Annotated in this window: 8 protein-coding genes; 2 read left to right on the top strand and 6 right to left on the bottom strand. The window is 42.1% G+C overall.

The annotated features are described in order from the left end of the window. Positions 1–193: 193 nt before the first annotated feature. The gene (locus CDC33_RS22415) at positions 194–391 is read right to left on the bottom strand and encodes a hypothetical protein (RefSeq protein ID WP_109010783.1); all 198 of its coding nucleotides are present in this window, start codon (positions 389–391) and stop codon (positions 194–196) included. 214 nt (positions 392–605) lie between these two features. On the opposite strand from CDC33_RS22415, the gene CDC33_RS22410 reads away from it, so the two are divergent. Beyond that, positions 606–1,901, top strand: a complete 1,296-nt coding sequence (locus tag CDC33_RS22410) for a chloride channel protein (RefSeq protein ID WP_109010782.1) — start codon at positions 606–608, stop codon at positions 1,899–1,901. A 232-nt stretch (positions 1,902–2,133) separates the two neighbouring features. On the opposite strand, the gene uvsE is transcribed toward CDC33_RS22410, so the two are convergent. Continuing rightward, on the bottom strand, positions 2,134–3,090 hold the full coding sequence (gene uvsE / locus CDC33_RS22405; RefSeq protein WP_109010781.1) for a UV DNA damage repair endonuclease UvsE: 957 nt from the start codon (positions 3,088–3,090) through the stop codon (positions 2,134–2,136). A gap of 104 nt (positions 3,091–3,194) precedes the next feature. Next, the gene (locus tag CDC33_RS22400) at positions 3,195–5,465 is read right to left on the bottom strand and encodes a family 1 glycosylhydrolase (RefSeq protein ID WP_181374107.1); all 2,271 of its coding nucleotides are present in this window, start codon (positions 5,463–5,465) and stop codon (positions 3,195–3,197) included. Between the two features lie 389 nt (positions 5,466–5,854). Between CDC33_RS22400 and CDC33_RS22395 the strand changes: the two genes are divergently transcribed. Next, a complete protein-coding gene (locus tag CDC33_RS22395) occupies positions 5,855–6,121 on the top strand; it encodes a hypothetical protein (protein WP_109010780.1) in 267 nt (88 codons plus the stop codon). Positions 6,122–6,206: 85 nt separating this feature from the next. Here the strand turns inward: CDC33_RS22395 and glf are convergent, their stop codons facing one another. The 3 genes from glf to CDC33_RS22380 all read right to left on the bottom strand — a co-directional run bounded on the left by glf (position 6,207) and on the right by CDC33_RS22380 (position 12,029). Next, a complete protein-coding gene (glf, locus tag CDC33_RS22390; protein WP_109010779.1) occupies positions 6,207–8,681 on the bottom strand; it encodes a UDP-galactopyranose mutase in 2,475 nt (824 codons plus the stop codon). A 1,197-nt stretch (positions 8,682–9,878) separates the two neighbouring features. Beyond that, positions 9,879–10,874, bottom strand: coding sequence for a glycoside hydrolase family 43 protein (locus CDC33_RS22385; RefSeq protein WP_109010778.1), 996 nt, complete (start codon positions 10,872–10,874; stop codon positions 9,879–9,881). Positions 10,875–11,219: 345 nt separating this feature from the next. Next, positions 11,220–12,029: a phytanoyl-CoA dioxygenase family protein gene (locus CDC33_RS22380; protein ID WP_109010777.1), complete on the bottom strand. Its 810-nt coding sequence runs from the start codon at positions 12,027–12,029 to the stop codon at positions 11,220–11,222. Positions 12,030–12,491 lie beyond the last annotated feature (462 nt).

Below are 12,491 nucleotides of genomic sequence, written 5' to 3'. Positions count from 1 at the left end.
ACAATTTGTTTAACCCTCTAGCGTACCACAAAATTTTTTTTGCAAGAGGTCTATTATTCAGGCAGATAAGCCATTAGCAAGCTATATAGATCGCTCTACTTAATTATGAGTAACAAGATTCCCGACTTCGCTAAGAAGTCTTCGCTAAGAAGTCGGGAATTAGAGCATTTCGATTACTCTTTTACAAACCCAATTAATCATCAGTTGGATCATCGATCATTTCTGGTACTAAAGCTGGGTTATTTTTACGTTCTTCTGGTGATTGCTCCCGAATAACATCATCTATTCTCGCAGGGTGTTTGATTTTGTCCAGTACCTCTGGATCTAGTTGCGATGGATCGCCTTCTGGACTAGACTTTTCAGCTTGACTAGGAACTGTTTCCTTATTCATCACTATTTCCCCAAACTTATACGCCAAGCTTAAGTTCTTTTTTAGTCAGCTTCACACTATCTGGAGACTTAATTTCACACAGCAATAAGTAAAAAAAGCGTAGGCATAGCCTGTCGGAGACATGGCCCCTTGTAGACCAAAGATGATTAAATAGCCCTTACTATAAAAAACGTAAATATTCTGTATTCTCCATTTCACAAATAGGAAATAAGCAGTGTTACCAAAAAAGCCTCCCGCTACCAATCAAACTCAACGCTGGACATTTGCTCAACTTTTTGGACTGGTAAAACGTAATCCCTTAATGATTTCGCAGTGGGTGATCTGCTGGGTAGTTGTAGGTATTGCTGGTGGTCTATTTGCTGCCTTGTACTGGAATGTTTTAGAACTTTTAACTCACCAGTTGCAAAAAGTTGAAGGTTTTAGCCTCCTCATAGTGATGCCACTAGCCGGTTTAGTTGTTGGGCTGGTGATTCATTTTTTAGGAAATCCCGGTGAAATCGCTGTGATTGTTGATAATATCCATTTTCGTGGCGGACGCCTAGATGCTGGTAAGAATCCCTCAATGATTCTTGCTTCTCTAATCAGCATATCGGCAGGCGGTAGTGCTGGCCCTGAAGCACCACTGGTACAAGTAACAGGTTCTTTTGGTACTTGGGTTGCCGATCGCCTAAAACTCCAGGGTGAAGACCTCAGAACCATAAGTTTAGCAGCGATGGCGGCTGGTTTCACTGCCTTATTTGGCGCACCTCTTGGCGGTGCAATGTTTGCCCTGGAGATTTTACACCATCAGCATATTGTGGAATATTACGAAGCCTTGATGCCAGCCATTGTTTCGAGTTGCGCTAGTTATTTAGTATTTGCAGCAATTACACATTTAGGAATTGCGCCGACTTGGCATTTTCCCCAGTACCACCTAGACAAGATTGATGATTTTGCGATCGCTATTATGTTCGGCATCATCGGGGCGGTGGCGGGATGGATTTTTATGGGCATTTTTCGAGGCTGCGATTACTTGCTTGCTCGAATTCCTGGCCCCATTTATGTACGCACAACACTAGCAGGGTTGGGGCTTGGCACTTTAGCAGTTTTATTACCCCTAACCCGTTATTTTGGACATGAAGAGTTAGAATCAGTCCTCGCTACTAACTTTACTGCTGTTTTTCTCTTAACTCTTGCTCTTGGTAAAATGGCTGCCATTAGCATTACGGTAACAGGTGGGTGGCGCGGTGGATTCATCATCCCTTTGTTTTTCACTGGTGCTTGTATTGGTAAAGCTGTAGCAGTTTTAATTCCGGGGCTTAATCCGGGCCTTGCGATGATTTGTACAATGGCGGCTATTAATGCAGCTGTAACGCGTACACCTATAAGTACGACTTTGCTACTGTCAAAATTGGCTAATTTAAGTCCTTTTACGCCAATTCTTTTTGCCAGCTTAATTGGGTTTTTTCTTGCGCCCAAAGTTCCCCTAATTGCAGCTCAATTGAAGTCTCAAAGAGAAGTTACCGAATGAAAGGGTGAGTAGTAGTCTGTCAAGGGAAGCTTGAAGAGTAAAGGAACGAACCACATACTCCTACGGAGAAGCAAGCTACGCGTTAGCGTCTCCCCTTGGGAGAAAGACGCAAAGGAAGAAGCAAAGAAGAGAAATTGATGAGTAATTAAGTTCATAGTAAGGACTTTAGTTCTAATCTTCTAAGCACTAAAGTGCTTACTACAAACTTTTCATTACTAGCTTGAAAAAGTATTTAGGTACAATTATTTTTCATTAGCCACCAAGAGCGCAAATGTGCGATCGCTTCTTCTTTTCGTTTGGCTTCGACTTCGATCCACGGTGCTTGATGGTAAACGTTAGGCATATCGGTAATCAAGTCGCTGTGTTTTCTGTCATTGAAAGCTTGCTCACCATTAGAAATATGGACTAACTGCCAATCTGGATTTGTCCAAGTTTCTCGTGCTGCGTAAAACATGGATGCTACACTGGGATGATCGTAGCTATCCAAATTTTCGTGGCAAATATGGTGATGGGCATCAAATACCATTGGTACGCTAGCTTGCTGACATACTGCTAAAATCTCATCTGCACTATAGGCGTATTCATCGTTTTCTAGCGTCAAGCGGCTTTTGATGTTTTCTGGTAGCTCAGAAATTACTTTTACTAGTTGTTCAGGACGTTGAGATTTGCCACCATGAATATTCATCAATGACCAAGGCGATCGCGGTAAGCCTAGTAAGTCAAATATCCGTGCATGTCCTGCTAGATTATTGATACTTGCTTGTACCACTTCGGGAGAATCAGAACTCAGCACTACATATTGATCTGGATGCAACACCATTCTTATGCTCAATGCATTTGCTCGTTGACCGATTGTTGCTAAATCAGCGCTCATTGTTTCTAATATATTTGCGCCGATTTCATCCTCTAAATCACTTAGAGGAAATAAAGCAGAAGACATCCGGTAAAGCTGAATTTGATTCTGCTCACAAAAGGAGAGAGCGTCATGCAAGCGCTGTAAGTTATGCCGATACAGTTCACTTAGGGCAATTTTGCGATCGCTAAGGGAAAGTTTTAAGTATCGGGTGCGTGTCATTGTCCGAAAGCGCACTTGTTTGTCAGAGGTGATGCAAACTAGCCCTAAATGGGGCAGTGTACTTTTTTGGGACTGCTGTGCATTAGGTAAATTTTGAAATTCGATTACAGTCATTAACTAATACTAACTGTTGCTTGTTTTGAGCCATTCTTTAATTTAAAAATGTATCCTTGTGGGAAACCTTAGTGCTTACTACAAACCATTAATGACATGAACCACTAGGTTCTTTCTTCCAAGTAGCGAGAAATTGCATTGTCAAGTGATGGCATAAATTCACCTCGGCTGCTACCAAGAACGCTGTAAGTTGGGCGAGGAGCAGTTAAACCTAGTTGTTCTGTAGGCACAGAAATTAGATTAGTAACACTGACTCCAGCTTGTTTAGCCGCTAACCGCGCGAAATCAGCCCAAGCGATCGCACTCTTATTCGCCAAATGCCACAGCCCAGACTCGCCGTCAATTAATAAATCTAGGCTGGCATGAACTAAATCTGGTACATAAGTAGGTGAAACAATTCCATCCTCTGCGGCAACGAAATTATTACCAGCACTAAGCTGACGCAGAGCGATCGTGACAAAATTATACTCATCCCACGGGCCAAAAAATGCACTGGTGCGAATCACCAACGATGCAGGATAAGCCTGCAATACCAGCTTTTCTGCCAAAACTTTGCTACACCCATATACATTAAGAGGGGCAACGGTATCAGTTTCGACATAAGGATTAGATACAGCACCATCAAATACTAAATCTGAGGAGAAAGTTAATAGCGGTATGTTATGTTCAGCGCAAGCAGCAGCTAGAATCGCTGGGCCTTCGGCATTCACCTGTAAGCAAACATGGGGTTCATGTTCGGCATCGTCTACCCGCACGTATCCGGCAGCGTTCACAACCGCCCACGGCTTCAACTGAGTAAGCGCCGCATCCACAGAGGCAGGATCGGTAATATCCATTTCTTGGCGCGTCAGCAGCTGATAAGAAATTCCGCGCACTTCGCACAACCGAGCAAAAGCCTTTCCGAGAGTTCCTCTGGCACCGACGATCGCCAAGGGACGTATCAATTTTGGATTTTGGATTTTGGATTTTGGATTATTCGAGATTGTGGGATTTTTTGTACCACAACTGACTGTTGGGTATAATAGGCGCTGTTGTCGATGCCACCAGCCAGGGGTTTCAAGTAGCGGATGATTTAGTTGATGTCCATTTGCTAGATCCTGCACCATTTTGGCGATCGCTGTCGGTCGAGGATGTGGCAATTCTCCTCTTGAGACGCTGCGCGAACGCAAATCAAATACGCCTGGCTCGTAGTAGCCGTTAGCTTTTGTAACTAAACTATTCCAATCGTAGCTGCCAAGGAGCGCCCAAACAGTTACAGCGCGGATATCCACACCCTCAGATTGTAATTCCTTCGCCGCATTCCACACCTCATAAAGCCAGCGTAGCTGCTCCTCACGGGTGCAGCTAATATGAGCTTCGGTAACAGCAAGGGGCAGATGATAGCGTTCCCATGCCTCTAGTAACAATGTGCGTGGGCCTGCCAATCCCTCAGCACAAACTCGCACCGCCTCTACATCCGCATACTTATCATGCCCATTACCGCCGTGCGTCCAAGCTGGATAATTTTCTGTATGCTCATCCAAAAAGCGTTCGCTGGTTAAATAATGGTTAATCCCAATGATGTCAGGAGGACAGGTATTTTGCAAAAATGTCTCAAGTTCAGCCTCACTGATACCACACTTCTTTAAGTAACCCCACATTGAATGAGTTGGGTTAATTCGACCGCACAATAAATCAAGACTCAACCAACGGCGATCGTTCTCAAATTCTGCTTGATATTTTAGTTTAGGTGTGCTGTAAGTCTTACCTAAATCCTCGGTTTGCACTAGTTGAGCGCTAGGGTTGACTTCTCGGATTGCCTTCATTGCTAAGGCTACTGCGCGACACTCTCCTAACAAAGCACGGGCGAAAGTTAAATCATCCCGTCCGTGAGGATACCAGTGACCATACATTCCACTGAATCGCGCCGTTGTCAGTGGCTCGTTTACAGGCGTGTAATATTTAACCCAAGGATAGCGATCGGCAACTGCACGGGCAAACACTGCTAGTTTCTCTGGAAATTCTGGGTCTACCAAACTCGTATCTCGTGGGCCACTACCATGATGCACTAATCCCACAATCGGATAGATGCCGAGTTCGCGTAAGCGCCCCAGTCTTTCATCAGCCCAAGACCAATCGGCATTTTCTAGCCCATTAGGTGCTATCTTCTCCCACAATATAGGGTAGCGGATAGCTTTTATCCCTAGTTCTGCAAACAAATATAAATCATTTAAGCGCGTTGCATGACCGTTGCGTTCCAACTGGTCTAAATACTCATCACCCACGCGATTAACTGTACACTCTACACCAGCCCACACTTCCAAGGGGAGTTGTGAATTATTCTCTCTCAAAACGTTATTTATCACGTCTTGGCTTGAGTTAAAGACAAAAGTCATAATTTACACAACCAAAGTTTTTATTACTTTTATCAAAACTTACGCAAACAATAGCCGAAACCTTTTTTCAGGTAGGGACAATTCAAGAATTGCCTCAGAGCGAGTAAGTTTTGCGTAAGTCCTACTTTAATATTTCCGCATTTTGATAACGCAGATATAATATCTACTATAGGAATCCGGTTTGAATTTTGAAAACATACTGAGACTTAAATGCATATCCAGCAAGGATTTATCTATAAAATCCGTTCAGAAATCAAATAGGAGTCCTATATTTGCGGATCGTTGACAACAAAAGCATGAAGAAAAATACAGAATTCAAAATCAATTAGTGGAATACTCAGATCCAACAGTTTCTTAGTACAGCTTTGCGTAAAATCATAGCGTTTTTAATGCAAGGGGACGCATTGGCATTGTCAGTCGATGCATTAGCATTGTCAGTCGATGCATTGGCATTGTCAGGCGATGCGTTGGCATTGTCAGGCGATGCATTGGCATTGTCAGGCGATGCGTTGGCATTGTTAGTCGATGCGTTGGCATTGTCAGTCGATGCGTTGGCATTGCAGGGTATTGCCAAATTTAATTCGCTACGAATTAATGAAATGCTGTACTTAGTAACCACTAAATCATCTGCGAGTCACGTAAAATTGCCAACCTGACTTTTGTAGAGACGCAATCCATCACGTCTCTACTTTAAAAAAGTGTAGCTTGGACAGTACCTGCCCACAATCAACATCAAGAAACTTAAGCCTTAACTGCTATTTGTTTGTATGTTGCTAAAGCCTGCGCCACACAATGATCCATGTTGAGATACTTGTATGTAGCTAGCCGTCCCACAAAATGCACACCTGGTGTTGACTCAGCCAAGGCTTTGTATTGTTTGTAAATTTCTTGATTTTCAGGACGTGGCACTGGATAATAGGGGTCGCCCTCTGCTTTGGGAAACTCGTAAACAATACTAGTTTTGGAGTGTTCCTGTCCGGTTAGGTACTTAAATTCGGTAATCCGGGTATACAGTTGTTCGTTGGGATAGTTAATTACTGGCGCTGACTGAAACACAGGGGTGTGATGCGTTTCGTGTTTGAAATCCAATGAGCGATAGGGTAGCTTACCGTAGCGACAATCAAAAAACTCATCAACTGGCCCAGTGTAAACCATCTCGCGGCAAGGTATAGCCTTCTCGATTTCGCGGTAATCGGTGTTGAGCATTACCTTAATGTTCGGATGATTTAACATATTCTCAAACATCCGGGTAAAGCCATGCAGTGGCATTGCTTGGTAACTATCTGTGAAATATCGGCTGTCGCGGTTTGTCCGGGTAGGAATTCGGGCAATTACTGTTTTGTCTAGTTCTGAAGGATCGAGTCCCCATTGTTTGCGAGTGTAGTTTTTGAAGAATTTTTCGTAAAGTTCTTGACCAACTTTACTAATTACTACATCTTCAGAGGTACGGATATGTTCTCTCGGTTCTGCAACTGACTGGAAAAACTCTTCCGCCTGGAATGAATTGAGGTTCATTCCATAGAGTTTGTTGATGGTGTCAAGGTTAATGGGGATGGGAACGAGTTGTCCATCTACGCTAGCTAGAACGTGATGCTCGTAAGAACGCCAAGCAGTGAACTGTGAGAGGTATTCAAATACTTCGCGGGAACTGGTATGAAAGATATGAGGGCCGTATTTATGTACGAGAATCCCGTGGTCGTCGTAATGGTCGTAAGCATTACCACCGATGTGATTGCGCTTGTCTACAACCAATACTTTTTTACCGGAATGTCTCGCCAAACGATCAGCGATAACGCTACCAGAGAAGCCTGCACCAACAACTAAATAATCAAATATAAAGTCTCTGGTAATGATGCTTGGTGCTTCTGGGATATCTGTTGAGATGGGAGATTTCCCATTTTTACCATTAGTTGTGGTATTTGGTGTGGTTGCGAAGCTCTTAAAGAGCGGCTGCGCCAACGCAGAATCTATCAACTGCATCATCGATCCCCAAGTCCGATCCCAAGAAATCTGCTCTAAGAATGCATCTACCCGACTCAACCATCCTGATGCTGGAGTATCTTCTTGCAATGCCTGTTCTACTGCGGCGACAAACTCTTGAGTCGTGTCTGCAATTCGTACTAGCTTTAAGTCTCCATAAGGACGCACCACATCTCGAATCGAAGTAGAGACTACAGGTTTACCTGCGGCTAAATACTCTGGTGTTTTAGTTGGGCTAATAAAACGTGTTGACTCGTTTCGCGCAAACGGCAACATTGCCAAATCCCAATCCCCTAGATATGCAGGCAAGTCTTTATAGTCTTTACTACCGAGATAATGAATATTTTCATGCTGTGGCAGAGTTGCTGGGTCAATTTTCACTACTGGCCCAATTATCACTAAATGCCAATCAGGACGAGCCTCAGCAATCCCAGCGAGTAATTCAATATCCATCCGCTCATCAATTACACCATAAAAGCCAAGGCGGGGATGAGGAATATTTGCTTGGTCTGCTGGTTCTTCTTTAACGGTTCTTCCTTGTCTAAAGTGGGGTACATCTACACTACTGGGAAATGCATAAACGTTTGGATGCTGGTTTACTTTACTTTCGTAAAGGCTTTGCCCACCTGTAAATACTAGATTTGCCCGACGGAATAGTTCTGCTTCGTAGTTCTTTAAAGTAGGGGATGCTCCTTTAAAAGCAGACAATTCATCCATGCAATCGTAGATCACAGCTTCAGGTTTTAAATGGCCTGCCCATGCGATCGCCATTGGCGTATAGTACCAACAAATGTATTTAGATATATTATATTCTGCAAATAACCCATCGAGCAGTACTTTTATATCTGCGTTTACTGCTTCTTCACTTAGACCTTCTGGTAAATATGGAACAACAACTATTACTCCACTTTTGTCTTCATTAACGTCCAATCGCCCCAATGGTTCCCGGCTAAAAATTGGCTCTTCAATAAAGAAGACTCTCTTTTTTTGAGCGCAACGACTTAAAAGGTGTTGTGGTCTTTGATATACAAAATTCCAACGCAGATGAGATAAGCAAACTATATCAGGCGTATCGGTAAAAGCTTTTGTTGACCGAGAGTTTTTGTTGAATGAGGATAAATTTTTTGATGTTCCCAGCGATTGCGATTTCGCTGTCTCGGATGATTTTACTTCTACCGTTGGTGACACAATATGATTCACACCGTTGTTTTGTAGTTGCACTTTATTACTTGACATAGATTATTAACTCAAATTGCAGAATATTGGACTAACAAGTTCTCTTTTTGGTTAAGAAGTAATATTATTATTTGCTTTTTTTATTTCCATATTCATCTATCTAAATATAGTAATTTAAAATTATTATATTATTCTTAAGTATTAAAATTATAAGGTTAATCACACTTAATCATGTGTCCAATTTAGCTAAATACATAATTAGATATACGCCAAAAGGCTTACATTAGTCTTACTTTTGTAAGTAAAGATTAAAACAAACTAAATTAAAATTATAAAATATCTATAGGATTACTATTTGATTTTTGAACGAAATTAAGTATTGTAGAGTGTGTTAGAACGGAGTTCGTAACGCACTATGAACACGAGTTTGATGCCGTACTCTCTGTGCTAACACATCCTACGTATATTTTCAGAAATCAAACCGGATTCCTATAGTTTACTCAAGTATCTACTAAAGATATTTTCTAGTTATTGCTCAGAAATATCTGATCATGTCTAGTTCAAAAATTATTAATATAATTCTGATATCAAACTAGTTTAGGCAAGGCTTCCATTATATTTATCCTTTAACTAATAGGACATTAATAATTAAAAATTAAAGACTTGAAAATCTTATTTATCAACACTTTAGACTTTTTGTTGCTCATCTAAACTAACTAGAATTGTACAAATTTTCGGCTTTAGAGTGTAATTTTTGAGCAATTACTCAATAATATGGTTTATATCGTTTGGTTAGATAAAGCCGATCTAAGAAAAAATTACTTTTTATTTAGGGTTCTAAACACACCTCAAGAAAGATGGATATTTATCGCAAGGATAAGAGTATTGGAGATAGCGTACTTTTCCAGACATATCAAGTTCTTTGCAGGATCATCAATCTCGTCAAAAAATTTTGAGCAAATGATTTAGTGGAAATACACGCTGGTTTAGCCAAGCTTTCTTAGGAACTGATCATGATTAAACGAGTTCCTTGCTAATAGCGAAAGTCATCTTTAGATGACTAAATAATCTGAAAAATCTTTAGTCTACTTCAGTAGACTTTAGCTAAAAGCCAAAAAACTTTAGTTCTAGGCGGGTGAGTCAAGCCTTCAGTTAACCTATTTCAGGGCTTTTGTTGACACCAAAGAGCATTACCATGCCCTTACGAAAAATCTATATGTGTCAAGGTTTTCGTGAATTAGTATTAATCTTTGGAAATCAAATTGATTTACAGGCGATCGCTTGTGGTGTCCAGGTGGGGCCTTCGCAATATGGGCCATCTGGTGTCCAAATGAGTTTATCCAAGCACATTCGCCGCGCATCCATGTTTACATCCCAGGCATGGTAGACAATGTACTCAGTCTGACCATCGGGGCCTACAACGATTGAATTGTGTCCAGGCCCTTTGACACGATCAGGAAGCGAACGTAACACCCGTGGCCCCGTTTCGTTACCGACATCAGAGTAAGGCCCCATCACACTATCTGCAACACCATAATCTACGCCGTAGTCCTCTGTTTCCCAGCGCCCACCACTATAAAAGCAATAGTATCGGCCTGCATGTTTACGGACACAGGGGCCTTCTAAGGTATGCCAATCAAAATGTTCACCATACATCAATCGGTTGGCTAAAAATCGTTGCCAATCGGAACGTGCCCGTAAGACGACTTTGCCGACACCGCAAAGTTTGGTCATATCTTGGAGCCGATCTACAAAAAGGGCAGTACCAGCCCGCACGCCGCCCTCAGTGTCTAAAAAATCACGAGCATAAAATAGATACCACTGCCCATCGTCATCACGGAATGCGTGGGGGTCGATGGCGAAGGAGCAAGAATCTGGGTCTACAAGTGGTTCGCCAACATCTTTATATGGCCCCAAAGGATTATCGCTCGTGGCAACACGTAACTGATGATTTTTATCCTCGTGTCCTACAGAGTAATAGAGGTAAAACTTGCCATTGCAATAAGCAACTTCGGGGGCCCAAAAATTATCGCCAAGGGAGGGGTCTGGCCGCAACAGGGCGTTATCTACAAAATCCCAATTCACGAAATCAAAGGAGCGTAATAGAGGGAAGACACGTAGTTTTGCTATTTCGTCTACTGTTCCTTCCGCTTCGGCTGCACCAGTGCCGATCGCATAGTATACACCCTCAAATTCCCAAACAAAAGGATCGGCAAAATAGCCTTTGTAGACTGGATTGGTATAAGTTAACATCTCGGCACTCGCTATAGCGTGTTAACTCAAATTTTGAAGGAGTGCGATCGTAAAAACAACTATCTTTATGCTGGTTCGCACCCTTGAATTGTCCGACATTGCTAAATTTGAGTATGAATGATTCCAAACTCCTCTACAAAAATACGAGTTTAGGACTTGCCCTTTCAAGGTGACTAGTAGAATTTCTTTTTTTCTCTCTGCGCCCTCTACATCTGTGCGGTTTAAAAGTCTTTTATTTAACCACAGAGGCGCAGAAAACACAGAGTTAAGAGTTACTAATGAGCATTGTGCCCGTAGAGTACGGGTCTATTTACCTGAAAATAGCTGTAAATGTGGAATAGCTTATTAGTACTTAAAATTTACGTAAGTTTCAACCTTCTCCTTCGGCAACTGTTCCACCACCTGACACCGAATCATCTGCCTTAAATTCTCTGGTAGGCTCTCATAATAGTCTCGTTGGAGAGTCAAATCCACCTTCGGCGTGTGCAACCAATGCATAGCATAGCCCATAACTACCATCGGTCTTGGCTGGTTAGTCCGATTTGGTGAACCCCGATGCAGCGCCAAAGGTGTCCGAATCATCGCATCCCCTAGCTGCATATAAAAAGATTCCATCGGAATTTCACCAGTGGCAATTTTCCTTAGTCCCTCTTCACGCGGCAAGATATGCGTACCACGCGCCATCTGAAATGGCCCGTTTTCTGCCGTTACTTCCACAAGTGGGAAGTTAACCGCAAGGGCGTAGAGTGGCGTTACTATTTGGTCGGTGAACAAAGGGCGATAGTCCCGATGGATTTCCTGATAATCCGAACCTTGTACTGGGAGATCAACCCCCATCTGAACCATCACATATTCCTGAAAAAATACTCGCTCCAGCACACCCATAATCACCGGATTAGCAAAAACTTCTACGTTAGCAAAGGGAGAAACCCAAGGCAACGTTAAATAGTAACGAGCAATTTCACGGGGAGCCAGCCCACCCGGTTGATTTTGACGCTCTCGGAATAAATTTTCAAAAGCTTTTGCCCATTCGCTAATCAATTCTTTATCAAAAAGACCGGGAATCACACAAATTCCATCTCGATTTAGGTCTTCGGCAAATCGGTTTAGGTCAGTATCTGTATATTTATTTACTCTACCTATACTTTGAACCATTTTCTTATCCTCGCCAATTCCTCATGTTAAAGTCAAATTTAAATCGGACTCTCAATAGCAGTTTTTGCAATTGTTCGTCGATAATAACGCACCATTTCTGGAATTGACTTATCAGTTTTTGTAGACTTAGGTTATCCAAATCTCTTTATAGATAAGACTTTATCTTGATTGTTTTCTTGAGTTTTCCGGTCGTGAGGTAAGGTGCTGAATCAGAAATACAGCAATGGTTCTTAAGCTAGTTCACTGCCCAAATTGTGATATTATAAGTGTAGTAAGAGGTGATAAAACTACTGAAAGTAAAAAGTGTTGCCTTTGCCACCAAGATGGGAGTTTTCGCCGCAGATTCAGCCGACGACTGCTGAAAATTAGCTACAACTTCTTAATCTAAGAATTAAAATAATTTATAATACTTAATTAAGTTTTGTAACGGAAATTTAGCGCCAAACCAGAGCGGAAATTTCC

This window comes from Nostoc commune NIES-4072 (assembly GCF_003113895.1).
GTDB lineage: Bacteria > Cyanobacteriota > Cyanobacteriia > Cyanobacteriales > Nostocaceae > Nostoc > Nostoc commune.
This window is presented reverse-complemented; position numbering and strand designations above follow the sequence as displayed.

Coding starts and splice junctions, on each gene's coding strand:
- CDC33_RS22415 (WP_109010783.1), bottom strand. CDS start 391: ATGAATAAGGAAACAGTTCCTAGTCAAGCTGAAAAGTCTAGTCCAGAA.
- uvsE (WP_109010781.1), bottom strand. CDS start 3,090: ATGACTGTAATCGAATTTCAAAATTTACCTAATGCACAGCAGTCCCAA.
- CDC33_RS22400 (WP_181374107.1), bottom strand. CDS start 5,465: ATGACTTTTGTCTTTAACTCAAGCCAAGACGTGATAAATAACGTTTTG.
- CDC33_RS22395 (WP_109010780.1), top strand. CDS start 5,855: ATGCAAGGGGACGCATTGGCATTGTCAGTCGATGCATTAGCATTGTCA.
- glf (WP_109010779.1), bottom strand. CDS start 8,681: ATGTCAAGTAATAAAGTGCAACTACAAAACAACGGTGTGAATCATATT.
- CDC33_RS22385 (WP_109010778.1), bottom strand. CDS start 10,874: ATGTTAACTTATACCAATCCAGTCTACAAAGGCTATTTTGCCGATCCT.
- CDC33_RS22380 (WP_109010777.1), bottom strand. CDS start 12,029: ATGGTTCAAAGTATAGGTAGAGTAAATAAATATACAGATACTGACCTA.